This window comes from Suilimivivens aceti, assembly GCF_025567405.1.
Classification (GTDB): domain Bacteria; phylum Bacillota; class Clostridia; order Lachnospirales; family Lachnospiraceae; genus Suilimivivens; species Suilimivivens aceti.
In genome coordinates, this window is the sequence record NZ_JAOQKJ010000018.1 from 14,036 (window position 1) to 39,999 (window position 25,964).

At 43.3% G+C, this 25,964-nt stretch carries 17 protein-coding genes; 14 read left to right on the forward strand and 3 right to left on the reverse strand.

What is annotated here, in order from left to right; all coding sequences use genetic code 11:
* Positions 1 to 84: 84 nt before the first annotated feature.
* The 4 genes from OCV77_RS15255 to OCV77_RS15270 all read left to right on the forward strand — a co-directional run bounded on the left by OCV77_RS15255 (position 85) and on the right by OCV77_RS15270 (position 4,492).
* The gene (locus OCV77_RS15255; protein WP_262575870.1) at positions 85 to 279 is read left to right on the forward strand and encodes a hypothetical protein; all 195 of its coding nucleotides are present in this window, start codon (positions 85 to 87) and stop codon (positions 277 to 279) included.
* On the forward strand, positions 269 to 1,255 hold the full coding sequence (locus OCV77_RS15260; protein WP_262575871.1) for a glycosyltransferase family 2 protein: 987 nt from the start codon (positions 269 to 271) through the stop codon (positions 1,253 to 1,255). Before OCV77_RS15255 ends, OCV77_RS15260 begins: the two co-directional genes overlap by 11 nt.
* Before the next feature lie 198 nt (positions 1,256 to 1,453).
* Entirely contained in the window at positions 1,454 to 3,079 is a 1,626-nt protein-coding gene (locus tag OCV77_RS15265; protein ID WP_262575872.1) for a DEAD/DEAH box helicase, read from the forward strand.
* 75 nt (positions 3,080 to 3,154) lie between these two features.
* Complete coding sequence (locus tag OCV77_RS15270) at positions 3,155 to 4,492, forward strand: tetratricopeptide repeat protein (RefSeq protein WP_262575873.1); 1,338 nt, start codon at positions 3,155 to 3,157, stop codon at positions 4,490 to 4,492.
* A gap of 50 nt (positions 4,493 to 4,542) precedes the next feature.
* On the opposite strand, the gene OCV77_RS15275 is transcribed toward OCV77_RS15270, so the two are convergent.
* Together OCV77_RS15275 and OCV77_RS15280 are read right to left on the reverse strand one after the other, a co-directional pair.
* On the reverse strand, positions 4,543 to 6,321 hold the full coding sequence (locus tag OCV77_RS15275) for an ABC transporter ATP-binding protein (RefSeq protein ID WP_262575874.1): 1,779 nt from the start codon (positions 6,319 to 6,321) through the stop codon (positions 4,543 to 4,545).
* On the reverse strand, positions 6,311 to 8,065 hold the full coding sequence (locus OCV77_RS15280; RefSeq protein WP_262575875.1) for an ABC transporter ATP-binding protein: 1,755 nt from the start codon (positions 8,063 to 8,065) through the stop codon (positions 6,311 to 6,313). Before OCV77_RS15280 ends, OCV77_RS15275 begins: the two co-directional genes overlap by 11 nt.
* Before the next feature lie 389 nt (positions 8,066 to 8,454).
* On the opposite strand from OCV77_RS15280, the gene OCV77_RS15285 reads away from it, so the two are divergent.
* The 5 genes from OCV77_RS15285 (at position 8,455) to OCV77_RS15305 (ending at position 15,296) form a co-directional block, all read left to right on the forward strand.
* Positions 8,455 to 9,627 (forward strand): cation diffusion facilitator family transporter, encoded by a 1,173-nt coding sequence (locus OCV77_RS15285; protein ID WP_118799299.1) that lies wholly within the window; start codon positions 8,455 to 8,457, stop codon positions 9,625 to 9,627.
* On the forward strand, positions 9,620 to 11,110 hold the full coding sequence (locus OCV77_RS15290; protein ID WP_262575876.1) for a hypothetical protein: 1,491 nt from the start codon (positions 9,620 to 9,622) through the stop codon (positions 11,108 to 11,110). The genes OCV77_RS15285 and OCV77_RS15290 overlap by 8 nt, the downstream gene beginning before the upstream one ends.
* Positions 11,111 to 11,145: 35 nt before the next feature.
* Positions 11,146 to 12,309 carry a glycosyltransferase family 39 protein gene (locus tag OCV77_RS15295; protein WP_262575877.1) on the forward strand — a complete coding sequence of 388 codons (1,164 nt, stop codon included), beginning with the start codon at positions 11,146 to 11,148 and terminating at the stop codon, positions 12,307 to 12,309.
* Positions 12,310 to 12,436: 127 nt separating this feature from the next.
* On the forward strand, positions 12,437 to 13,981 hold the full coding sequence (gpmI, locus tag OCV77_RS15300) for a 2,3-bisphosphoglycerate-independent phosphoglycerate mutase (RefSeq protein WP_262575884.1): 1,545 nt from the start codon (positions 12,437 to 12,439) through the stop codon (positions 13,979 to 13,981).
* Positions 13,982 to 14,078: 97 nt separating this feature from the next.
* Positions 14,079 to 15,296, forward strand: coding sequence for a hypothetical protein (locus tag OCV77_RS15305; protein ID WP_262575878.1), 1,218 nt, complete (start codon positions 14,079 to 14,081; stop codon positions 15,294 to 15,296).
* Here the strand turns inward: OCV77_RS15305 and OCV77_RS15310 are convergent.
* The gene (locus OCV77_RS15310) at positions 15,278 to 17,413 is read right to left on the reverse strand and encodes a hypothetical protein (RefSeq protein WP_262575879.1); all 2,136 of its coding nucleotides are present in this window, start codon (positions 17,411 to 17,413) and stop codon (positions 15,278 to 15,280) included. The genes OCV77_RS15305 and OCV77_RS15310 overlap by 19 nt on opposite strands.
* Positions 17,414 to 17,679: 266 nt before the next feature.
* Here OCV77_RS15310 and OCV77_RS15315 point away from each other — a divergent pair, with 266 nt between their 5' ends.
* From OCV77_RS15315 to OCV77_RS15335, 5 genes are all read left to right on the forward strand, one after another.
* Complete coding sequence (locus OCV77_RS15315; RefSeq protein ID WP_118799294.1) at positions 17,680 to 18,045, forward strand: GntR family transcriptional regulator; 366 nt, start codon at positions 17,680 to 17,682, stop codon at positions 18,043 to 18,045.
* 1 nt (position 18,046) lies between these two features.
* Positions 18,047 to 18,952, forward strand: coding sequence for an ABC transporter ATP-binding protein (locus OCV77_RS15320; protein ID WP_262575880.1), 906 nt, complete (start codon positions 18,047 to 18,049; stop codon positions 18,950 to 18,952).
* Positions 18,924 to 21,191 carry a hypothetical protein gene (locus OCV77_RS15325; RefSeq protein ID WP_262575881.1) on the forward strand — a complete coding sequence of 756 codons (2,268 nt, stop codon included), beginning with the start codon at positions 18,924 to 18,926 and terminating at the stop codon, positions 21,189 to 21,191. The genes OCV77_RS15320 and OCV77_RS15325 overlap by 29 nt, the downstream gene beginning before the upstream one ends.
* A gap of 26 nt (positions 21,192 to 21,217) precedes the next feature.
* Entirely contained in the window at positions 21,218 to 23,290 is a 2,073-nt protein-coding gene (locus OCV77_RS15330) for a glycoside hydrolase family 31 protein (protein WP_262575882.1), read from the forward strand.
* Between the two features lie 623 nt (positions 23,291 to 23,913).
* On the forward strand, positions 23,914 to 25,964 hold a 2,051-nt coding region (locus tag OCV77_RS15335), incomplete at its 3' end, for a hypothetical protein (RefSeq protein WP_331488904.1).

A 25,964-nucleotide genomic window follows, 5' to 3' on the forward strand; every position in this document is an offset into this window, starting at 1 on the left:
GTGCGTATTGCATCAGGGTTCTTTACTTTTGGGACAATAGAAAGTATACTGATAGAAACAGATTAAAAAAGGTTGGAGTTCAGAGTGGAATTAATAGGAAATGAATGGATCAGATGTGCAGCAACGGGGGATTCCAATGCTATGCTTATCTGGGTTCTTGTGATCGCTGTTGCATGTGGCGGTATCATAACTTCGGTCATTATGCTGCTTAATGGCAAAAATGATAGAAAACAGTCAGGAGAAAAAGGACGTAAGAAGGAGAGGGCTCATGAGAAATAAACTCTATATGGTAATTCCCTGTTACAATGAACAGGAGGTACTTCCCGAAACTTCAAAGCGCCTGAAGGAAAAACTCTCGACACTGGTAAAGGCAGGAAAGATCGATCCAGAGAGCAGGATCATATTTGTCAATGATGGCTCCAAAGACAGAACATGGGAGATCATCAGGAGACTTCATGAAGAAGACCCGGTTTTTGGCGGGGTAAACTTAAGCCGGAACAGGGGGCATCAGAATGCGCTCCTGGCGGGACTGATGACAGTAAAGGATCATGCAGATATGGCTATTTCCATGGATGCAGACCTGCAGGATGATATCAATGCCATTGATGAAATGGTTGAGAAATATCTGAATGGAACAGATATTGTATATGGTGTGAGAAGCAGCCGTGCAAAGGACACCTTTTTCAAAAAGGCGACTGCAGAGGGCTTCTATAAACTGATGAACACCATGGGGGTCAATACGGTATTTAATCATGCGGACTACAGACTGATGAGTAAAAGGGCACTGGAGGGACTGGCCGAGTTTCGGGAGGTCAATCTGTTCCTTCGTGGTATCGTACCGATGATCGGATATTCCACAGATGTGGTTTATTACGAAAGGGGAGAGAGGTTTGCAGGGGAGAGCAAGTATCCTCTTGGCAAGATGCTTTCTTTTGCAATAGAGGGGATCACATCTTTAAGCACCAAGCCGATCAGGATGATCACGTTCCTTGGATTTTTTATTTTTCTGGTAAGTATTGGGATTTTGATCTATTCCCTTGTCAGACATTTCATGGGAGCAACGATTGTAGGATGGACTACACTTATGGTTTCTGTCTGGGCTATCGGAGGATTGATCCTTTTATCGCTTGGCGTAGTCGGAGAATATATTGGTAAGATTTATCTGGAAACAAAAGCAAGACCCCGTTTCCTGATCGAAGAATTCCTGAATGATACAGAAAATGCAAAGAAACCAGAAGAGAAAACAGAAAGATGATTTTTTCTTCTTGACAGAACACGTAATAACAGATACAATTGGTCATGTTGTGATAAGGCAGCACTTTATCAAGGTGTTGCCTTTTTCGTTGCCCTGTATACGGAGAATGATTGCAGAATCAACGTGTATCTGCCTGCGGACAGAGATTTGAGTGAAGTGGACATGGCATCGGAGCAAAAGAAAGAGAAAGAGGTTTTTATGGATCAGGAAGTTAAGATGCAGGAAGCAAAGGAAAAGAATGTAACAAAGCAGGAAACGGCAGAACAGATGATAAAGGATCATGGAGTGCCAGATCAGGATGCTGGAATGGTATTTCAAGATGCAGCGATAGATGAAGATATTTTAAGGGCAGTTCTCTCTATGGGATTTGAAACCATGTCTCCAATTCAGGAAAAGGCGATCCCGGTAATGTTGGAGGGGAGGGATATTATCGGGCAGGCACAGACTGGAACCGGTAAGACAGCAGCCTTTGGAATACCGATGATCCAGAGAGTGGATCCGGAATTGAAGAAGCTGCAGGGGATCGTACTCTGCCCGACCAGGGAACTTGCAATCCAGGCGGCAGAGGAGATCAGAAAACTGGCCAGATATAAGCATGGGATCAAAGTGTTACCGGTTTATGGCGGCCAGGATATTAACAGACAGATCAGAGCGCTGAGCAGCGGTGTACAGATTGTTGTGGGAACACCGGGACGTGTGATGGATCATATGCGCAGGCATACGATCAAGACAAGGGAAATCCGCATGATCGTACTGGATGAAGCAGATGAAATGCTGAATATGGGATTCAGGGAGGACATTGAGACCATTCTGAAGGATATGCCAGAGGAGCATCAGATGGCATTGTTTTCTGCAACTATGCCGGAAGCAATCCTGCAGATTACCCATGAATACCAAAGTGAAGATGCAGAATATATTCGTGTGACACCTAAGGAGATCACAGTATCAGCAATAAAACAGGCCTATTACAAAATTGCAAGACAGGATAAAAAGGAGGCGATCTGCAGACTGCTTGATTACTATCAGCCGGTAAGGGGACTGATCTTTTGTAATACCAAAAAGATGGTTGATGAGATGGCAGAATTCCTGAAGGAAAGAGGATATCAGGCAGAGGGACTTCACGGAGATCTTTCCCAGTATCAGAGGGATACGGTTATGAATTCTTTCCGGAATGGACGCTGTAATTTCCTGATCGCTACGGATGTAGCGGCCAGAGGGATAGATGTCAGTGGTGTGGACGCCGTATTTAACTATGACGTACCGGAAGATATTGAATATTATGTACACCGTATTGGCAGAACCGGACGTGCCGGCAGGACAGGCCGTTCCTTTACACTGGTCAGTGGCAGGGAAATCTACAAGATCAGAGACATTGAAAGGATCTGCCACACAACGATACAGGAAAGAAGGCTGCCTGCACCGAAGGATATTTTATCTGCCAAAGCGAAAAAAGTATTTGCTGCAGCCACGGAGATTTATACAGAAAAGGATCTGGAGCGTCTGCGGGGTATGATCGAAAGAGAGGCTGCAAAGAAGGAAACAGATCCCATTACGATTGCAGCGGCTCTTCTGTATATGAATGTGGGTGAAGAGCCGGAAGAACTCCAGGAGGAAAGATCATTCTTTGACAGAGTCAGAAGACGGGGCAGCGATGGCAGACGGAACAGCGGGGGACGCCGGGACAGCGATGGCAGGCGAAACGGCGAGGGACGCCGGGACAGCGATGGCAGTCGAAACGGCGAGGGACGCCGGGACAGCAGAGGTCATGGACGAAACAGCTCTGGTCGTAGGACAGAGAGGAGCAGAAGAGAAAAAAGAAGATAAAAAAATTTGTCAATGTCTTTTTTCTATGATAACATAAGAGAAGTTGGTTGTTTGTTTATTTATCAGAGGTTTGAGATGGAAGAGAAAGAGTTAAGAAGAGTTAGAGAAAGAAATGAGGCAAGAGCAAAGCGCAAGAAGAAAAGAAAACGGATCGTGATGATCGAAAAGATCGTTTTTTCAGTGTTTTGTGTAGCTGTGATTGTTGTAGCAGGCGTACTGATCTACCGGCTTCTGCCAGGAGTACAGGTAGCCAGGCAGCTTAAGGAAGCGAATGCCTATATAGAAACGGAAGCCTATGATGATGCTATTGCATCCTGTCAGGAGGCATTGAAGATAGATTCTTCCTCTGTACAGGCTTATCGTTCTATGGCAGGTGCTTATCTGACAAAGGAAGATACGATGGCGGCAGAGCAGATTCTGTATCAGGGCTGGGAGACTACACAGGATGAAAGCCTGCTGCAGTATTATTGTACAGTACTATTAAATGAAGCAGTAGATGATATCAATAGTCAGAATTGTACACTGGATACATTGGGTAAATGTGTGTCTGTACTGGAAAAGGATGCAGCTAATCAGGATGTATATACGCTTTTGGATGCCTGCTATGACAGACTTCTCGGAGAAGACAGTGAGCAGGAGGAGTTACTCTGTAATGGAACCGAAAGTGATTCCTGTGGTTATGAAGAATATCAGGATATGATGCTGAGACTTCTGCTGGTATATGATAGCCAGCCATCCGATCAGCTTCTTGCAGAGATCCAGAAGCTGGCAGCACCGAAGCTTGATGCTCTGGGGCTTGAAGTGAAGCATCTGGATGATTATGCGGGACTGCTTTCCAGGATTGTCGAGATCGGAGACAATGCAGAGCTGCAGCAGTTAAGCACCTGTGTACAGAAGGCGCAGGAAGCCCAGCAGCTTTTTGCCGGTGCATTTGAGATCTTCCGCTCCGGCAGCTTTGAACCGATCAAGGAGTTTATGAATAGTGAAGAGTATCTGGCGATCAGGGATGCCTTTATGAATGGAACCATGGAGTACTGGAAGGGAGCAACCTACATTCCGGTAAACTGTGACAAAATGAAGATTCTTTATGCAGATGGCAGCTATCAGTTTGCTTTCGCAGATTTTAAAGAATGTGGGAACAAATCAGACGTGATCAATATCTGGACAGCCAAGCAGGAGGATGCAGGGGTACAGAGAATCTGTATTTCCTATGAGCCTTCTTCTGAAAGTGGTGAGTATTTCCCTCATACAGTATATGAATTCATTTATCTCTACAGTAATGTCAAGATCAATGGAGAATATGTACCGCAGATGAATTATCGTTTCGAAACAAGAGTGGAGAACCCGGAGGGAACTGTGACTGAGCTGATCGGAGACTGGGGCGGCGAGCACGAGTGGACGACAGAGTTTTAAGCAGAGTTTTGGGATGCCGGAGAAAGAAATCAGGAGTGGCACTGCTGTATCTATGATACAGGCAGTGCCATTTGTGCCATGTGGAGTCTGTAATAGGCTCCTTTTTTTTCTAATAATTCATGGGCGTTTCCTTCTTCCAGGATGCCACCCTGATCAATGACAAAGATTCGGTCAGCTTTCTGGATAGTAGACAGTCTGTGTGCGATCACGAAAGAGGTACGTCCCTGCAACAGGGTCTCGATTCCCTCCTGGACAAGTAGCTCTGTATTGGTGTCGATGCTGGAGGTTGCTTCATCCAGGATCAGGATAGAAGGATCAGAGATCATGGTCCTGGCGAAAGCAAGAAGCTGTTTCTGACCAACAGACAGACCGCCGCCACGTTCCTTCAGCTCAGTGTCATAGCCCTTTTCGAGCTTCATGATAAATTCATGAGCATGGACTGCCTTGGCTGCTGCAATGATCTCATCATCTGTGGCATCCAGCCTTCCATAGCGGATATTGTCGCGGATAGTGCCGGTAAACAGGAAATTATCCTGTGTCATAATACCCATCTGACTGCGAAGACTTAAGGTAGTGACGCTGCGGACATCAATGCCATCGATCAGTACAGCGCCCTTCTGGACATCATAAAAACGGCTGATCAGGTTGACAATGGTTGTCTTACCGGCACCGGTTGGACCAACCAGGGCAATTGTTTCCCCAGGATGGATATGGAAGGATACATTTTGCAGGACGTTAACCTTATTGTCATAGGAAAAGCATACGTTCTGGAAAACGACATCCCCTTTCATGGGAGGCATGACAGAATCGTTTTCATCCGTAATTTCAGGTTTGGTATCGAGTACCTCAAAGATACGTTCAGCAGCTGCAAGATTGGTGATGATCTGGTTATAAAAATTACTCAGGTTCATGATCGGACTCCAGAACATACCGATATAAGTGCCAAAGGCGATAAAGGTACCAAGGGATACCTGATCTGTACCAAGAATGCGGATGCCGACAAAGTACATGGCAGCAACACCAAGACCCCAGGAAAAATCAATAATGGAACCAAGACTGTCATTCATGCGGCAGGCTCTTATGAAAGAATGTCTGTGTTCTTTTACCAGTTCACGAAAGGTTTCTGCCGTTTCCTGCTCAGCCGTAAAGCTCTGGATGACCCGGATGCCGGAAATATCTTCGTGGATAAAGGCATTCAGGTTGGAAGCTTTCTTACGAAAGATCTGCCAGCGTTTGTGGGAGATCGTCTGGATCAGCCACATACCAAGAGCCATTAGCGGAAGTGAACAGAGGGCTGCCAGGGCAAGAGGCGGATTCTTGACCAGCATGATCCCTGCTACAGCAATGACAGTCAGCAGATCAGGGATCATGGTAGTAACAAAATTGCCAAGGACATCCTTAAGGGAATTGATATCACCGATGATCCTCGACAGGATCTTACCGGTAGGACGGCTGTCGAAGAAGTTAAAATCCAGTGTCTGGATATGGGTATACAGTTCCTGTCTTATCGTAACCAGAATGCTGTTTGTAATGTCTGCCATGAGATACATACGAAGTCTGATCCCGGCAACCATCAGCAGATTTAGAACAGCAGCAGCCAGAATGAGCCGGACAAGACCTGACATATTACCGGATGTAATATCGTTGTCAATGGCATATTCCATGAACAGGGGATTCAGCAGGGATACAACAACACAGAAGCCCATGATCACAAGAACAAATGTAATTTTCTTTTTATAGAAGAGCAGATAGGAGAACAGACGTTTTAAGGTATTCCGTTTGCTGGTTCCTGTGGAATGCTCATCTTCTTTATAGGAATTAACACTCATGGGTGAGTCCCTCCTTTTCTTTTGATTCTGTGTCCTGTCCATACTGGGCAAGATATGTTTTATAATACAGTCCTTTCCTGGCAAGCAGAGACTGGTGGGTACCACGCTCGGCAATACTGCCATTTTCCAGGATGATAATTTCATCGGCATGACAGACAGCACTGATCCGGTGACCGATGATGATCTTGGTGGTATCGGAAAGTGACTGCAGTGTTTCGTGGATATTCTGCTCGGTTTCCATATCAAGGGCAGAAGTTGAATCATCCATAACAAGTACAGGATCCTTCTTGGCAAGGGCTCTGGCAATTGTGATACGCTGTTTCTGTCCACCGGAGAGCCCAACACCACGTTCTCCAATGACGGTATCGTACTGCAGGGACATTTTTTCCACGAAGCTTTTCGCCTGGGCATTCTGGATCGCAGATCTGACAGCATTTGCAGAGAGTTCATTTTTCTTGCCAAGCTTTACATTTTCCTGGATCGTATCAGAGAAAAGGAATACGTCCTGCATAACCGGAGAAACTGAACTGCGAAGCTGCTTCAGGGAGAGCTTTCTGATATCTATGTCATCCAGATAAACGGCACCTTCTGATACATCATAAAGACGCTGGAGAAGGTGGATGATAGAACTTTTGCCGGCTCCGGTAGCACCCATGATACCAATTGTCCTGCCGGGTTCCACACAGAAGGAAATATCGTGAAGGATTTCATAACCGTCAGCCTTATGAAAAGAGACGTTTGAGAATTCTACTTTTCCCTTTACGGAAGGAAGGATGACCGGGTTTTCAGGATCTTTAATGCTTGCCGTTTTCGCATAAATTGCTTTTAATTTTTTGCTGGAGGCAATACCGCTTGAAAGGGAGTTAGTCAGCCAGCCAAGCATTTCCATAGGCCATACAATATTCATTGAGTAGGCGAGAAAGGCAGAGAGGGTTCCCAGGGAAATTTCTCCTTTCATGACAAATACACCGCCGATCATCAGCATGGCAAGAGGAAGCAGTTTGGTAATCAGACTGATATAGGGAGAGTACTTTATGAAAACCTTTGACTGCTCCATATTCAGGTCATAGTAGCGTTTATTATGGGATAAAAATTTCCCTATTTCAAATTTTTCTCTTGCAAATGCCTTTACGGTTCGGACACCGGCAAGATTTTCCTCTGCAACCGTATTTAAGGTGGCATTTTCCTCACTGATGGCTTCGTAGATAGAACCAAGCTTGTGTTCCATGGTAATGGCAATGCAGGCAGAGGCGATCATACAGAGCGTGGGAAGCAGAGCAAGACGCCAGTCAAGACTGTACATACAGAACAGCACGATGAAAGTGTGGATTATGACTTCAAGGATCAACATTCCTACGAAGGAAAAGCAGTCCCAGATCCTGTCAATGTCATCCTTGATCCGGCTCATCAGTTCACCGGTTCCGGTTTCATCAAAGAAATCCGCACTCAGTGACTGGATGTGGTCAAACAGCCGGGTACGCATTTCTGCCATGATTCTGGACCCTGTTACATCGAAGGTGAATTCTTTAGTATATTGGAAAATACATCTGCCAACGCCTACGAGAAGTATGCCAAGCAGAAGTGGCAGAAGCAGATCCATGTTACCGCCTACAATGACATCATCTACGATATGTCTGGTAAGCTGTGGTGAGAGCATATCAAGAGATACGCTGATGATCATGGAAGCAATGGCGAAAAAATAGGCCAGACGGTGCTCCCAGAGATAAGTTGTTATTTTTTTCATGTATTCCTCTCTCAGTGAAACATACTGAAGATAGCTGCCGGTGAGTTCACTTTTCAGTATGTAAGAATAAAAAAGCTGCCATGGAAATTACCATAGCAGCTGTAAACAGCAGTATCAGATTGTCTGGTTAAAAGGATCAGGTCAGTTCCAGATGGTACTTCCTGCAGACAAGAGGGTAATTTCTTCTTTGAAACAGCTATAGAATTGTGAATGTAAAGTACTGCGGTTGATCACGGTATATACCCTCCTTTCTACTTTGACCAGTTAATAGTTATGCGATATGTAAACATTACAACGAACATTTGTACTTGTCAACAGGTATTTAATTAAATGTTGTATTTCAGGATCAAATGACGTAAAATATACAAAATATACAGGGGGAAATTTATATGGTTACATTACTTTCCAAAATTTTTATCAAAAACCGCGAACAGACAGAAAACCCGGAAGTACGGCAGGAGTATGGTATGCTGTGTGGAGCGGTTGGAATCTTTTTAAACCTGCTGCTCTTTGCAGGGAAAGCGATCGCAGGAGCAGTCAGCGGATCCATTGCCGTGACAGCAGACGCATTCAATAACCTTTCAGATGCCGGTTCATCGATCATCACACTGGTCGGTTTTAAAATGTCCGGACAGAAGCCTGACAGTGAGCATCCCTTTGGACATGGCAGGATAGAATACATAGCAGGATTTCTGGTATCTGTGATCATACTGATCATGGCTTTTGAACTGTTCAAATCATCAGTGGATAAGATCCTGCATCCGGAGCCGGTAGAAGCCGGTATGCTTGTGATCCTGATCCTGATCTTTTCCATACTCGTAAAAGTATATATGTTCGCATATAACAGATCTGTTGCAGCCAGGATAGAAAGTGAAACAATGGGAGCCGCAGCAAAAGACAGCCTGAGCGATACGATCGCTACCTTTGTGGTACTTGCTACTACTCTGCTTGCCAGATTTACTGGGATCCAGGTGGATGGATTCTGCGGTATCGTAGTAGCAGCCTTTGTCTGTATGACGGGAATCAGTGCTGCGAAGGATACGATCAGTCCGCTGCTGGGACAGCCACCTACACCGGAATTTGTAAACCGGGTGGAGGAGATCATCATGGAATATAAGGATCAGGGGATACTGGGGATCCATGACCTGGTAGTACATAATTACGGCCCTGGCAGAGTTATGCTTTCGGTGCATGCAGAGGTACCATCTACAGGAAATCTGTTGGAGCTGCATGATCTGATCGACAGGATCGAGCATCGTCTGACAAAGGAACTGAGCTGCAGTGCAGTGATCCATATGGATCCTGTCTGTCTGAATGATGAACTGACCAATGAACTGAAGGAGAAGGTTGAAAAAATTATAGAGGGAATGGAGGGGAAGGTAAGCTTCCATGATTTCAGGATCGTAAAAGGACCAACCCATACAAATCTGATTTTTGATATCCTTCTGCCCTATGAGTATTCCATGACGGATGAACAGGTAGTAGCATATTTGAAAGAAAAGATTGCAGAGATCGATCCGACTTATCAGGCTGTGATCGATGTGGATAAGGCATATGTGTAGGAGCAGGGCAGAAGACAGAATTTATGAATATATTTTCTGCCTTTTGGTAGTAAGCATTCCGGTAATAGGTCAGGCTATGATTGCTAATCAGGGTATCGGGGCAGAAAAGATCCATATGGGAATGTGGATCTGCATTCTTTTGGGTACGTTTCTGTTCGTAGGTGATATTCTGATGGCTTCCAGAGGGGAAAGAGAAGAAAAAATTCTCAGATGGATCCTTTTGCTTGGCTGTATCATGCGGATCGGATATACATTTTATAATGGTGTATTCAGCAGAGTCCATGATGTCTGGTATTATGATGATTATACCCAAAATAGTAAGGCCAGTTACCTGATGTGGCTGATAGAGAGAGGAAAATTGCCGGATACCTATGAAGGACAGCTGTATCATCAGCCGTTTTCATATTTTTTTACAGCAGGAGTATGTAAGATACTGCAGCTTATGACATATGATAGAAATATTTATTTCATAGGATCGATAGGTGGGAAACTTGGTTCCTGTATGGCCTCCTGTATGACCCTTCTGTTTTCTTTAAAGTTATGCAAAGAGTTGAAGATGAAAGCGGAAAATAAAATTCTGGCAATGTGGTTTGTGGCATTTCTGCCGGGAATGTATCTTGCAGCAGGCAGGATTGGAGAGGATGCTTTCAGTTGTCTGTTTGCAGTTATGGAAATCTATACGGCTCTGAAGTGGCAGCATGATTCCAGTTTCTGGAATACGGTTTATGCGGCGATCACATTTGGACTTGGGTTACAGACGAATTTAAGCTGCATTCTTCCAATGGGATTACTGGTTATTTTTGTACTGGAAAAAATGGTAAAAGACCATGAAAGAATAAAGAAATATATTGGACAGACAGCAATATTTGCCGGGATTGCAGCACCTCTTGGACTGTGGTTTTATATCAGAAATGCGATCAGGTTTGGAATCCCGTTTACCTATATTAATGAGCAGGAAGTTGGCAATATATTATGGACTGGAGAACATTCTCTGTGGGAGCGATTTGCCCCAATAAACTGGAGAAATCTTATTTCGTCACCATACGCTAACACATATGAAGATTATAATCTTTCTACCTACTTCCTGAAATCGGAAATATTTGGTGAGTTCTCTTTTGAAATGGGGAAGGTTATTCCTTATACACTTCTGATCATCAATCTGCTGATGACAATTTTCCTGATTGCTTTTATGTTTAGATGGATCACAAAAAGAGAAAAAGAGCATGATGAATGGGCGCTAATGGGAATGTTTGCGTTTTATCTGCTGTTTATTTGTTATTCGTATTATAAAGAGCCTTTTGGCTGCAGTATGGATGCAAGATATTTTCTGATCGTGCCTATTCTGAAAGTAGTATTACTTGGAAAGCTTTCAGAGAGCCTGAACCTGGCTTTGGCTGCAGGAAAAGGATATGCTGCTTTGATGAAGGCAGCTATGCTGCTGTTTGGGACAGCATCGATTGTCATGTTCTGTACGATAAGCTGAAAACAGACTTGGGATGTAAGAGGAGAAGAGATGCCATGAAACAGGTTCTAGAAAAAAGAAGTTCCAGGGTTTTTGCCTGTGCAATTGGATTTCGAATATTCGTATATTTTTGCTCGGTTATTATCATGTGTTTGTTTGGTGATTATCAGAAACCATTGGAAATGAATGATTTTCTGGATGCATGGAGTAGATGGGATACTGTTAATTATATTAATATTTCAGAGGTAGGATATGAGGGAGCCATAGAAAATGGACAGCATTTATTTTTGGTTTTTTATCCGCTTTATCCATGGCTGATCCGGACATTAAATCTGTTTGTACATAATTCAAGAATTGCAGCAATGATGATTTCAACTGTGTGTTTTGCAATAGGATGTGTATATCTGGATAAAATAACTACTTTGGAATTTGACAGAAGATGCGCAACAAAAACGATGATGTTGCAGGCAGTTTTTCCCTTTGGATTTTTTTTCGGGGCGATTATGACAGAATCCCTGTTTTTTGCATTATCTGCAATGTTTTTTTATTACTTGAGGAAGCATAGGTTTTTTGAAGTTGCATTTGTTGGCTTTCTGGCTTGTCTTACAAGAAATCAGGGAGTATTACTTATAATAGCAGTTATTGCTGAACTTTTTGAAAGTGGACAATTGCTGAAGAGAATGAAAGGAAATGACTGGAAAGGAATTTTTACAGAGATCATATGGCCTGGGATTAAGTGTATGCCAATGATAGGGGGTACACTGGTTTATATGGTGATAAATTATATGATAGAAGGAGATCCGTTCCGTTTTCTTTATTATCAGAAAAATCATTGGGGCAACAGGTTGGTTCCTATTTGGGATACGTTAAAATACGTGAGCAGTTATACTGCTCAGAAATGGTATACACCGGAGGGAATGGCATTATGGGTACCGGAATTTGTTTTGATATTTATATATATAGCAGTAATAGCATATGGGATAAAAATTAAAATTAGTGCTGCTTATTTGTGGAATCTGATTGCATATTTCCTTTTGACATATTCATCCTCATGGCTGATCAGCGGTGCAAGATATACGTTATGTGCAGTGCCCCTGTTTATGATTACAGGGCAATTTATCACAAAACACGAAAGAATTGGAAAGATACTTATTGGACTGTCTTGGACATTGATGATAATTTACATGACAGGCTATTATCAGTGGAAACAGATAATGTAGCATACAGGGGAAGTTTTGCAGGAAATCTGTTGCAAGACCAGATGTTTCCGTGTATAATTCCAAGTGGAAAAGATTGTTACTAAAATAACAAATTCAAGGATAAAATAAATAACAGTGAGGAGAATGGATCATGAAGAGACCTACAGTTTTAATGATTTTGGATGGTTATGGACTGAATGACAGAAAAGACCATAACGCAGTAGCAGAAGCGAATACACCAGTTATGGACAAGCTGATGGCGGAGTATCCTTTTGTAAAGGGAAATGCCAGTGGTATGGCAGTTGGTCTTCCGGAAGGACAGATGGGAAACTCAGAGGTTGGTCATCTGAATATGGGTGCAGGACGTATCGTATATCAGGAACTGACAAGAATTACCAAAGAGATCAAGGATGGTGATTTCTTTAAGAATCCGGCACTGCTTGATGCAGTAGAGAACTGCAAGAAGAATAATTCTTCCCTTCATCTGTTCGGACTGCTTTCCGATGGAGGTGTACACAGCCATATTACACATCTGTTCGGACTTCTTGAACTGGCTAAGAGAAATGGCCTTGAGAAGGTTTATGTTCACGCATTCCTTGACGGACGTGATACCCCACCTGCCAGTGGTAAAGGATATGCAGAAGAGCTGGAAGCAGAAATGAAGAAGCTTGGTGTAGGCGAGATCGCAACAGTCTGTGGTCGTTATTATGCAATGGACAGAGATAACAATTATGACAGGGTAAAGCTTGCCTATGATGCACTTACTAAGGGAGAAGGGCTTAAGGCAGACAGTGCAACAGAAGGAATCCAGGCATCCTATGACAGAGATGAAACAGATGAGTTTGTAAAGCCTACTGTTGTGATGAAGAATGGGGCACCTGTGGCAACCATTAAGGACAATGACTCAGTGATCTTCTTTAACTTCAGACCTGACAGAGCAAGAGAAATTACCAGGGCATTCTGTGATGATGATTTCAAGGGATTTGAAAGAGGAGAAAGAATCAAGACTACTTATGTATGCTTCTCTGATTATGATCCGACAATTCCGAACAAGGAAGTAGCATTCAAAAAGATTTCTGTTACCAATACCTTTGGCGAATGGCTGGCAGCGCATCATATGAAGCAGGCAAGAATTGCCGAGACAGAGAAGTATGCACATGTTACCTTCTTCTTCAATGGTGGTGTGGAGAAGCCAAATGAGGGAGAGGACAGAATCCTTGTAAATTCCCCTAAGGATGTTGCTACTTATGATTTAAAGCCTCAGATGAGTGCGTACGAAGTATGTGACAAGCTGGTAGCTGCTATCAAGTCCGGTAAATATGACGTGATCATCATTAACTTTGCTAACCCGGATATGGTTGGTCATACAGGTGTTGAATCAGCAGCAATCAAGGCGATCGAGGTAGTAGATGAGTGTGTCGGCAAGGCTGTAGATGCGATCAAGGAAGTAGATGGACAGCTCTTTATCTGCGCTGACCATGGAAATGCAGAGCAGCTTGTTGATTATGAAACAGGAGCTCCTTATACAGCGCATACAACAAATCCTGTTCCGTTCATTCTTGTAAATGCAGATCCTTCTTATACTTTAAGAGAGGGCGGTTGTCTGGCAGATATCGTTCCTACGCTGATCGAGCTGATGGGTATGGAGAAGCCGGTTGAAATGACAGGAAAATCTCTGCTGATTAAGAAATAGGCTATTTTATAAAATAGATTCATATGACCGCACGTTTAACAGATGATATAGTTGAGCGTGCGGTTTTGTTTAGGGTAAATATGGTGTGAGGGAAAACATGGACAGGAAAAAAGAAAATCTGGAGTATGGTGTTATAACAATAATATCGGTAGGTGTTTTTTTGATCATAGCCGGTATGCTGACGGGAAAGGGACTACTGGATTCCACAGTATATAATTCATATGCATTGCAGGCAGATTCCTGGAGACAGGGAAGGTTGGATCTTGGACAGGATTATCCATGGCTTGAACTAGCCATCTATCAGGGAAAGTATTATGTCAGTTTTCCACCATTTCCTTCTTACATTTTATTTCCGCTGACTTTTATTTTTGGCAGCAATACACCAGATGCCTGTATCCTGTTTATCAGTAATCTGTTGTGTACATTTTATATGTACAGATTGGCCGTGAAAGAAGGAATAAATCCGCAGGCAGCCATGTTGGAAACTTTACTGGCAGTGATTTGTTCTGATTATGTATTCGTGATGTTGGATCCCTCAGTGTGGTTTATTGCACAGGCAATGTGTGTCACTTTGTCAGTAGCAGCTGTTTATTATGCTGTTGAAGGAAGGGGTGGGCTTGCGCTGGCATTATGGGCATGTTCGGTTGGATGCAGGCCGATGCAGATCGTTTTTATACCATTACTGTTATATCTTTTATATCAGAAGGAACATATGGACTGCCCGGAAAGAAAAGTATTGGAAATGATCAGGAGAAGAGTTTTATGGTTTGTACCGGTAACATTAATAGCAGTATCTTATATGGTTCTGAATTATGTCAGATTTGGAAATATTTTAGAGTTCGGACGTAAATATTTGCCAGAGTTTGTAAATGAACCCAATGGACAGTTTAATGTTATATATATGAAAGAACATATAAGGCAACTGTTCGCATGGCCGCGGTTTGATGAAAATGGACGTATGATTATTGATAATATGGGAAATTTGAGCATGATGCTGATCACGCCTGTTTTTGCTATATGTATTTTATATATGATTTATTCTGTTGCAAAGGGGAATACTACCTTACTGAAGAAGCTGATTTTTGTAAGCATACTGGCAACGATTTATATGACGATCATTGTCATGCACAGGACAATGGGAGCATGGCAGTTTGGCAACAGATATTCCAACGATATTATTCCCTGGATTTATCTGGGAATTTTGTGGTGTGATAAGGAGTATCCGAAGCTGATTAAATATCATATACCATTTGCGGTATGGGGGCTCTGTCTGAACCTTGTGGGCAGTGTAGCCGTTTATAATTGGTGGATCTGATAAATTCTGATGTCTCCACTGGTAAATACGCAGGTGAACAGCTGGTCAAACAGGGTTTCATCCAGAGCAAAGCTGCTTCGTTCCCAGGAAGAGATCATGATATAATCTACATCATACTTTTCAAATAAAGCGGCAGAAGCAGCCGGATCCTCAAACATGCTTTTTACATCCTGCACCTTTTGCTCATCGTAGATGCCATGAGTAGAAAGAAGGAGAGGAGAACCGCTTACAATATTGCGGCCAGTCAGGGAAGTGATCTCATTTACATGACGGTCATTGGTCAGGATCACAGTGTCCGGGGGAGTCGACTGCTCAATATAAAGAGCTGCCTCTACGTGATTGTTTGCATAAAGAGTGTAATCGGAAACTATTTCCCGGCCGAGGGTCAGAATGGCGGAAACACAGGAAAACAGAAGAAAGCAGACAGTCCAAAGACGGACACCTGGAAGACGTTTTGCTTTCTGATAGATCCAGTCTCCATAGTCTGCACAGAGGCAGCATAGAAACAGATAGACCACATACAATAGCTTGTTATTGTCATATGTGTTAGGAGAGAAAGAGATCAGCTCCATGACAAACCAGATCAGAAAAGCCGGACATATGATGGCAAAGGTTTTCTTCGAGCAGTAGATTAGTGCTGGGATCAGTAGGAGAAAGATCACACCAAAGTTTTTGATATAAAACCAGAGATAAGGATCTCCCTGATTTGACCAGTTAAAGTGACTGGTGGTAAAGCCAGAGCCAGATGCCTGGGAGAATGTCCAGTTAAAGAGCTGGGGCAGGGCAAGCATCAGTATGATGACAAGATAGATTCCCCAGGTGAAAAGCAGCTCCTTACAGCCATTCTGCTTTATATAGGAACAGAGTGCAGTGATGCCAAAAAGAAATAACAGTGCAAGAACAGAAAGGCATATTTTCATAAAAACAGGACTGTCGCTTCCGGCTTCTCCATGGCTGAAAAGCTGTAGAATACTCATACCGGTAAAGAAGGAAAGACAAAGAAAAAGGCCGGGCTTTTTTATGGGAAGTTTATGAGGCAGGCTGTGGTATAACTGCATCAGAAGCCAAGAAGCACTGACCATGGCCATAGCCAGAAATGAATGGGTATGGATCATAGGAAGAGCTCCGACAAGCAGTGCGCAGAAGGCAAAAAGGTCTTTTTCCTGATGATACACAGCGCGCCACAGAAGCCACAGACAGGGAAAAAGCACAGCATAGCCAAAGAGTGTGGCACGCTGCGGCAGAAGCATATCCACGATAACGTTGACAAAGCGGATGTTATTGCTGATCAGGTTTGTCGGAGTCTGATAATATTCCGTGAAAATATTCTGAAAGAAATAAGTCTTATTATTTGTCCAGTCCAAAAAGTAAAGAAATCCAAGTCCTCCATTATAAAAGAATAAAAACCAGGCAAGGCAGGCTTTTGAAACTTTTTTTAACCATGTATAAGCAAAACAGTAAAACCCTGTCATGACCTGAAGAATGGCAAAGTACATGGGAAACATATAGGCATAGCGAAGAGATGCTCCGAAGGTATACAGACTGGAGGAAATACTGTCGCAGAGAAACGGGTAGCAGAGTCTGTGACCGGGAGAGATCGTATATTCCGGTGGAAATGTCTGCTGAACGGAAATTCCGGTAATGACGCCAAGATGAAAGTTAATATCCCCATAGGAACATTGGCCAGTGTGTAGACCGTCTTCCTTTACCAGCAGAGTATGGGTAGAGAGCATATAAGCAAAAAGAATAAAGGTGGTGCTGCACAGGATCAGAAATATCCGGTGCTTTTTTAGAAAGGCGCGAATACATTCTCTGGATGGCAGATGATATGGAGCGTTTTCAGCTTTGAAAAAATCCAGCAGAAAAAGGATCAGCGTACATGATCCGGCGGCCAGAATATGGGACAGCTTTGAAAAACCGAATATAAAGGAAAAAAGAGCGGGTATCCACATCAGAAGGACGCTGCCTAAAACGCTGCCGCACAGCAGCCTTGTGATCATATCTTTTTTGCGGAGCAGAAATCCGCTAAACAGGATACCACAGCCCTGAAAGTACAGAAACAGAACAGTGCCTGTGAGATTACCGAGAAAAGAACCGGTATGTACTAAAGTATTCATGATCGTTTCCTCTTTTACGAAAATGCTCATCAGCGAAATGCTGATTTTTCATTATGTTATCACAGAGTTTCTGAGAAAACAATGAAGAATACAGTATACCACTGTGTTTCTTAAGATAACCTGAAGATAATCTTAACATTAGGGCAGGTACATTGACACATGGGAAATGCTCTGCTAGCATGAGAATATCGAAAGTGTATTAACTGTAATAATACACGTACAAATAGGGAAACAGATTCGCTCAGATTGAAAGAGAGGGGGACGCTATGATTTATATTGATGTCAGGGACAGCAGGCCTATATATGAGCAGATCGTTGAAAAGACCAGAATGCTGATACTGCGTGGGGTGATCAGGAAGGATGAGAAACTGCCGAGTGTTAGAAATATGGCAGTAGAGCTTTCCATCAATCCCAATACCATACAACGGGCATACGGGGAGCTGGAACGGCTTGGTTACATTTATACAGTAAAAGGAAAGGGGAATTTTGCATCTGGAAAAGAGTCACTTCTTACGGAGTACAGGAAAGAACTGCTTGATAAAATTACACAGACCAGTGAACTGGCATTCAGCATCGGAGTGACAGAAAAGGAACTGACAGAGGCAGTTCTGGCGGCGGAAGGGAGAGCGTGAGATGATAGAGATCAGAAATATCAGCAAGTCGTTTGACGGGATCAGGGCAGTAGATAATGTCAGTGTCTCAATAAAGGAAAATACCGTATTTGGACTGATCGGAACAAACGGAGCAGGAAAGAGTACACTCCTGCGGATGGTTGCAGGAGTACTGGAACCGGATGAAGGGGAACTGGCAATAGATGGTCTTGCTGTATTAAACAATGTTGAGGCAAAGAGAAAATTTTATTTTATCGCTGACGAGCCATATTTCTTTGCAAACAGTAATGCAATGGATATGCAGAAATATCTTTCCAGCGTTTATCCTGAATTTATGACAGAGGATTTTTATAGTTATCTTGTAAACTTTGGCCTGGATAAAAGGCGCAAGGTCAATACCTATTCCAAAGGAATGAAAAAGCAGCTTGCCCTGATCTGTGGCATTTGCAGCAACGCAAAATATCTTCTCTGTGACGAAACCTTTGACGGGCTTGATCCTGTTATGCGCCAGGGGATCAAAAGTATCTTCGCCAGTGAAATGGAAAGAAGAGGACTGACACCGGTCATTGCTTCCCACAACCTGCGGGAACTTGAGGATATCTGTGATCATGTGGGACTGCTTCATAAGGGAGGAGTGCTGCTGTCCAAGGATCTTGAGGATATGAAATGCAACATCCAGAAGGTACAATGTGTTTTTGCAACCAGTGAGGATGAAACAAGGGCGATCGGGGCACTGGATATTATGAAAAATGAGAAGAGGGGATCGTTAAATACGCTTACCGTACGTGGCAACAAGGCGGAAATCCTGGCGATCTTTGCTACTGTCAATACTGTATTTTTTGAGGCTCTTCCTTTATCTCTTGAAGAGATCTTTATCAGCGAAACGGAGGTAGTCGGCTATGATATCAAAAAACTCATTCTGGGTTAGTCTGAAGGAAAATAATAAAAGGAGAATCTGGCTGTGGATATTAAGTGCATTTACTTATCTTGTGGTATTGCCGACGGTGACAGCCATGTTTATCAGCAGTTATAAAACAAATAACAGTTATTTGATTGAACAGTATGGGGAAAGCGCAGGCATGGCAAGAATCCGGCAGGAGACCATGAATCAGCTTCTGCAGATATTTAATGGGGATAATCTTCTGCTTCTTGTGATAATTTCGGGAGTTGCCATAGTCAGCGGAATACAGGGCTTCAGCTATCTTTATCATAAGAATAAAATTGATTTTTATCAGGCAGCTCCTGTGAAACAGAGCCGGCGGTTTCTGACAATCTGGTTAAATGGAGTTCTGGTATATCTGATACCAGGATTTGCTGGTACTGTATTATGTCTGCTGGTTATGGCAGGAAATCAAATGCTGACTGCAGAAATTCTGCAGCAGACCGGAATTGCCTTTTTCCTGCTTTTGTTTGTATATCTTGGCTGTTATCATATGACCATTCTGGCAGTCATGCTGACGGGAAATGTTTTGATTACGTGTCTTGGAACTGGTGTTTTTTTCTTATATGAATGGATGGTAAGAAGTGTGCTCTCTGGCTATAAGCTGATGTTTTTTCCACATTATTCCACATTTAACCAGTCGGATATGCCGTATTTCTCGCCAATCGCCATGTTTATCCGTTACAGTGAAAAAAGAAGTGAAGGACAGGCGGGTATCCTCGGAACGGTGCTGCAGCTTTCCCTGTTCAGCGGAATTGTGCTGGCTCTTGCATACTGGTGTTACCGGAAACGTCCGGCAGAAGCAGCCGGCAGAGCAATGGCTTTTAAAGTAACACAGCCTGTGATCAAAATTGCACTTGCCATACCGGCATCACTGTTTGCCGGTCTGATTGTCAGTAATATAGTGGGATATTCACCCTTATGGAATAGCGGATCACCTGGTTTTCCTGTCTTTTCCATGGCCATTGTAGTGGTTGTGGTATGCTGCCTGATGCAGGTGGTTTATGAATTTGACATTCGTGGGATTCTGCACAAAAAATGGCATATTCTGATATCCAGTGCAGCAGCTGCATTGATCTTCCTTGTATTTTCAAAGGATCTTACTGGATATAACAGCTATGTGCCAAAGGTCGACAGGGTGAGCAGTGCAGTATTGATTTCACCCTATGAATACAGTGTATATGGTGATGATTATTATGACGAAAACCTGAAATATGAGGATCGTATGGAGTATCTGGCAGATAATATGTATTTGTCAGATATTGGATCACTGAATAAATTATTGCAGAAATCTATTGATAGTCTTGGAAAATATTCTGACCTGAGTGCTCTTTACGAGGATGAGAATGCAGAATGGTATTGTTTGAACGTGATGTACCGGATGGGAAACCATAAGACTGTACAGCGGGAATTTTATGTGAATATGAAGGATCAGGAGACACTTGACCTGCTTGACCGGGTGATTGATTCCGAAGAATATATTTCTGCAGTATATGGAAAAATGATGGATACCATATATCAGATTATGGAGAAGCATGCAGACGGTATAAAGCTTAGCTATACCTATGGAAACAGCATTGATGCCGGTAAACTGTCTGAGGAAGATGCACTGACATTGATGAAGTGTTTTATGGAGGATATCAGAAAAACTGATTTTTCAGAAACCAGAAAGGAAATATCTTACGGAAGTCTGGAAATTGCAGTGCAGCAGGACAATGGATTTTATACTATGAATCGGCATAAGGAATTCAGGATATATCCTTCTTATGAGAATTGTGCAGCATTTCTGAAGGAAAAGGGACTTTATAAGGAAATATTTATTGATCCTGATGAGGTTGAGAAAATACAGGTTATCAATTATAATTGGGATAAATCGAATACAGATATGGCAGTAGCAGATACAGCAGTTTATACGGAAAGTATGATAGACAGCGCAGAACCGGTATATTATGAAGATACCTATGCATATGAGGGCGATCCTTATATGGTAAGACAGACCTATAGCGACAGGGATAAAATTGAGGAAATCAGTCACAAGCTGTATCCGATGGATCAGGGTGGGGCTGACTTTACCTCAGATGTGGATTTTGATACAGATTATGAGGTAATTGTCTATTTTAAACCGGAAAGCAGTATTACGGCAAGCTATACCGGCTCTGTCGGATGCTATTTCCTGAAGGGTGAAGTGCCTGAATATGTACAGGAGGATACTGCCTGTCAGGAATAATGCTGTTGACAACAGGAGGATAAAGGATGAAGGTAAGGCAGGAAGGAAACAGACTGATCATAGCAGAGGGCGTTTCACAGGTATGGATCGATCCATGGGGAGAAAATTCTGCCAGGATCAGGATGACAAAAGAAGCCAGAATGGATGAGAATGACTGGGCGCTGACAGAGCCTGTGAAGGAATGTATTCCGGTCATCACTGAAAAGGAGCTTGATATCACTGATCCATGGTACAAAGGGGATGAGTGGACGAAATATCATATGACTGGGAAGGAATATACCATGGTCAATGGTAAGCTTACGGTGAAGATCAATCCGGAGGGCTGGATCAGCTTTTATAATCAAAAGGGAGAACTGCTGACAGCAGAGTACTGGAGAAACAGAAACAGGATCAATCGTTATGCGGTTCCTTTAAGGATTGATGCCAGGGAAATGAAGCCCGTGCAGGGAACTGATGAATATGAAGTGACCATGCGGTTTGAGGCTTTTGATGATGAAAATATCTATGGTATGGGACAATATCAGGAGAAGAACCTGAATAAGAAAGGTGCGATTCTTGAACTTGCACAGCGAAACAGTCAGGCCAGCGTTCCCTTTATGGTATCCAGCAGGGGTTATGGACTTTTCTGGAATAATCCGGCGATCGGAACAGCTGCCTTTGGGGCAAATAAGACAGAGTGGTATGCAAAGCGGACAAAAAAGATCGACTACTTTATTACAGCAGGGGATACACCGGCTGAGATAGAAAAGCAGTATAGTGATGCCACGGGACGTACGCCCATGATGCCTGAGTTTGGTCTTGGTTACTGGCAGTGCAAGCTGCGCTATCGGAATCAGGAGGAGCTTCTGAAGGTAGCAAGGGAGCATAAGAGAAGAGGTCTTCCCATGGATGCCATTGTCATTGACTTTTTTCACTGGTCCATGCAGGGTAACTTTGAGTTCGAAAAGCGTGACTGGCCGGATCCGGAGGCGATGGTAAAGGAACTGAAGGAGCTTGGAATTGAGACAGTAGTTTCCGTATGGCCTACTATTGACGAAAGAAGCAAATATTTCGGAGAGATGAGCGATAATGGCTACCTTGTCCGGACAGACAGAGGCTGTGGTGATCACATGACCTGGATGGGAAATACGATCTTCTATGATGCCACACATCCGGGAGCAAGAAAGTTTGTCTTCGATAAATGCAAAAAGAATTATTATGACAAGGGAATCAGGATCTTCTGGCTGGATGAAGCCGAGCCGGAGTATGGACCCTACGATTTTGACAATTACCGTTATTATGCGGGACCGGCGCTGCAGTGCAGCAATATTTATCCGGTGATGTATGCGAAGGGCTTTTATGACGGTCTGAAGGAAGCCGGAGAAAAGGAGATTATGAGCCTTGTACGCTGTGCATGGGCAGGCAGCCAGAAATATGGTGTGCTGACCTGGTCTGGGGATATCCATTCTTCCTTCCGTGCCATGAGAGAACAGCTTCAGGCAGGACTGAATATGGGTATGGCCGGTATTCCCTGGTGGACTTCTGATATAGGAGGCTTTATCGGCGGTGATATTACAGATCCGGCATTTAAAGAGCTTCTGGTCAGATGGTTTGCATGGGGAGCTTTCTGCCCGGTATTCCGTATGCACGGTGAAAGATCACCCTGGTATGAGAGAGAAGAGGAGTTTATTGACGGTATCCGTCAGCTTACCTCCGGTCAGGATAATGAAGTATGGAGCTTTGGAGAGGACAATTATGAGATTCTCAAAAAGTATCTGTTCCTACGTGAAAAGCTTCGTCCCTACATTCGTGAGTGCATGAGAAGAGCCAGTGAAACGGGAGAACCTGTCATGCGGCCGCTGTTCTTTGATTTCCCGGAAGATCAGAAGGCATGGGAGACAGAGGATGCCTATATGTTTGGAAAAGATCTTCTGGTAGCCCCTGTGATGGAAGCAGGCATATCAGAAAGAGCAGTATACCTTCCGGCAGGCACCAGATGGAAAGAAAGTGCTACCGGCAGGATATATGAAGGCGGTGAAACAGTAAGTGCCAGTGCACCGATCGACATTATTCCAGTCTTTATCAGAGAAGGTGCAGATATTTCCGTCTATGAGAACTGAGAAGGTAACAGAAGCAGGAGATAGTCTCTGAGAAAGGAGACAGCTTCCGAAAATAAATACAGAAAAAGATAACAGACATTCGGAGAAATCTGGGTGTCTGTTTTTATGCTGTCATGCCACTGGAGATTTTTATATTTCGAAAAGTTTCGTAACTCATGTGTAGATTTGAACAAAAGAGACAGGCGTACTGGATGGCTATGATGAAAATCCCGGTTATGTAGATACAGAGGGCAGAACAGAGATCACTAACAAAAGAAGATCCCGGACAGGTGATGATATGAGTCTGACCCTATGGCTGATAGTACTTGGCACGTCCATGAGCTGTACAGGTATAGCTATAGCAATGCAATATAGAAAGTCAACAAAAAAAGATAAGAAATAGCAACAAAAGCATAAAAAATGCGCAAAAATCGCCATGCGGTATACTCAGCATGGCGATTTCCAAGCGTAGATGATAGCAAAAATAGCATAGTGATATTGCATTGCGAAAACGATTACGGTAAAATACTACATAGGAATAGGATGTTGGATCATGTGTGGGATTCAGTATCCGACTGCAGGGTATCTGTGTATTGTGTGGCACAGCCTGTGGAGGTTAATAGTTTTACAAGGGGAGTATTGCTATGTTTAATCTTTCAAGAAAAATGAAAAGGATGCTTGCTGTTGTTCTGGTAGAAACGATTGTGGCTACCAATGTTTTTGTGTCATATGCTGAGGAAGACCACAGTATTATGTGCCAGATGACGGTAGAGGAAGCCGACGCAGCAGCAGAACAGGAACAGAAGAACGAGGAAGTTTCCGTTCCACAGGTGACCGAGAACAGTGAGACTGAAAATACAGAAGTGGAAGTACAGGAACAGGAGCCTGCAGTAATAGAGACGCCGGCAGAAGATGCGGCAGAAGAACCGGAAGAGACAGAGGTTCCTGTGGCAGAGATTCCGGAAGATACTGCAGAAGACCAGGAAGCAGTAGAAGCTGCTGATGGAGAAGAAATCCAAGCAGAAGAAGCTGCACCTGCAGAAAGCGCTGAGCCTGCACAGGAAGAACAGGAAGAAGCCACAGCACCTGCTCCTGAGCAGACAGAAAGCTCTGCAGAAGAGCAGACACAGAATACAAATAACAAGGACAGTAACGATAATAATGGCGATACCACTGAGTCTGAAGCACAGACATTGGAGGCTGAAGAAAGTAAGCCAGCAGCAGTGGCAATCCCTTCAGAAACACCCGCTACTATTGCAGAGGCAACCGAGCAGCCCACTGAAATCCCTGCTGTAACAGAAGTGGAAGAAAAGACTGAAGCTACACCGGAAGTGACTGAGGCAGCAACCGCATCACCCGAGGTAAAGAGTAAAAAGGTAGAACTGTCCAAGGATATGACAGATGAAGAAAAGGTAGAAGCACTGGATGGCTATTTCGCAGAAGAAGGTGAAGAAGTAACGGCCATGAGAAAGTTCGGACCTCTGACACTCTTTAATGTCTGCAAAGCAGCGGCTCCTGAAAATAGCGAAAAAACGGCGGAAGAACTTCTGAATGAAATCAACAAGATTACAGATGATTATTCTGTTTATACAAAAAAGATGGATCTGAATGGTCATATGCAGGCTGATATTGCTGCAGAGGTTCTGAATGTGAACAGCATGAATGAAATCGGAAGTGATGTAGAGTATGATCAGAGAGTAAAAGACTGTTATGTTGGCGAAATCAATATTAAGGATGGTGGGGTACTGGATCTAGGAAGTGCCACAGGAACATTGGAGCTTGGAAATGAAGTGGTTTACAGTGATGCAAATGGAGACCATATGAAGTATACCTATAAGGATGCTGATGGAAATTATCTGACCGAGTACACCACAAAGGATGGAAAGCGGTATACACCGTTAGGCGATCATATCATTGTTGTAAAGACTGATGAGAATGGAAATGAAACTGCATTTTATGTAAAAAAGGACAGAAGCTCAAATGTAGATGTGGCTGATAAATCAGACAATATATCTCAAAATATTGGAGCAATTACAGCTATTGCTACAGAACTTGCTCTGAAACAGGATACTGAAGGAATCAGCGCTAGCGTATCAGATAAGGTCAGAATTGATACAACAGGAAGCGAAACAGAGGTTACTGTTGTTAACATCACAATGTCCAAAGGTGAATCTGGAACTTATTATGAAGATTCCAAGGGAAATAAGCTGGTTAATCAGGCAGAGAATTTACAGATTTATACTAAAGATGACCAGATATGCATTATTAATGTGAATGTGTCTGATGCGACAGAAGAAACAGAAATTGATCTGCAGAAGTATACGATTAATGGAACGGGTACAGATGCCAGCTCGGCAAGTGAAGCAGCACAGAAGTATGCTGATAAGATCGTATGGAATTTTGGGAATTATACAGGAACGATTAATGTGGCAGGAAGCATTATTGGAAGAATTATAGCACCACTTGCAAAAGTAGTGTCCAAGGCAACCAGTACAGGATCTGTTGTTTCCCAAGAGTTTGAAGTAAGAAGTGGTGAATGGCATAGTGTTTCAACACCTACACCGAAAGTGACAGAAACACCTACACCTACACCGAAGGAAACGGCAACACCAACCGTAACACCGACGGCGACCCCAACCGCAACGCCGACGGCGACACCAACCGCAACCCCGACGGCGACCCCGACCCCGACGGC

Bases quoted from the DNA above. Each gene is read 5' to 3' on its own strand.
- OCV77_RS15260 (WP_262575871.1), top strand. From the start codon at position 269: ATGAGAAATAAACTCTATATGGTAATTCCCTGTTACAATGAACAGGAG.
- OCV77_RS15265 (WP_262575872.1), top strand. From the start codon at position 1,454: ATGGATCAGGAAGTTAAGATGCAGGAAGCAAAGGAAAAGAATGTAACA.
- OCV77_RS15270 (WP_262575873.1), top strand. From the start codon at position 3,155: ATGGAAGAGAAAGAGTTAAGAAGAGTTAGAGAAAGAAATGAGGCAAGA.
- OCV77_RS15275 (WP_262575874.1), bottom strand. From the start codon at position 6,321: ATGAGTGTTAATTCCTATAAAGAAGATGAGCATTCCACAGGAACCAGC.
- OCV77_RS15280 (WP_262575875.1), bottom strand. From the start codon at position 8,065: ATGAAAAAAATAACAACTTATCTCTGGGAGCACCGTCTGGCCTATTTT.
- OCV77_RS15285 (WP_118799299.1), top strand. From the start codon at position 8,455: ATGGTTACATTACTTTCCAAAATTTTTATCAAAAACCGCGAACAGACA.
- OCV77_RS15290 (WP_262575876.1), top strand. From the start codon at position 9,620: ATGTGTAGGAGCAGGGCAGAAGACAGAATTTATGAATATATTTTCTGC.
- OCV77_RS15295 (WP_262575877.1), top strand. From the start codon at position 11,146: ATGAAACAGGTTCTAGAAAAAAGAAGTTCCAGGGTTTTTGCCTGTGCA.
- OCV77_RS15305 (WP_262575878.1), top strand. From the start codon at position 14,079: ATGGACAGGAAAAAAGAAAATCTGGAGTATGGTGTTATAACAATAATA.
- OCV77_RS15310 (WP_262575879.1), bottom strand. From the start codon at position 17,413: ATGAATACTTTAGTACATACCGGTTCTTTTCTCGGTAATCTCACAGGC.
- OCV77_RS15315 (WP_118799294.1), top strand. From the start codon at position 17,680: ATGATTTATATTGATGTCAGGGACAGCAGGCCTATATATGAGCAGATC.
- OCV77_RS15320 (WP_262575880.1), top strand. From the start codon at position 18,047: ATGATAGAGATCAGAAATATCAGCAAGTCGTTTGACGGGATCAGGGCA.
- OCV77_RS15325 (WP_262575881.1), top strand. From the start codon at position 18,924: ATGATATCAAAAAACTCATTCTGGGTTAGTCTGAAGGAAAATAATAAA.
- OCV77_RS15330 (WP_262575882.1), top strand. From the start codon at position 21,218: ATGAAGGTAAGGCAGGAAGGAAACAGACTGATCATAGCAGAGGGCGTT.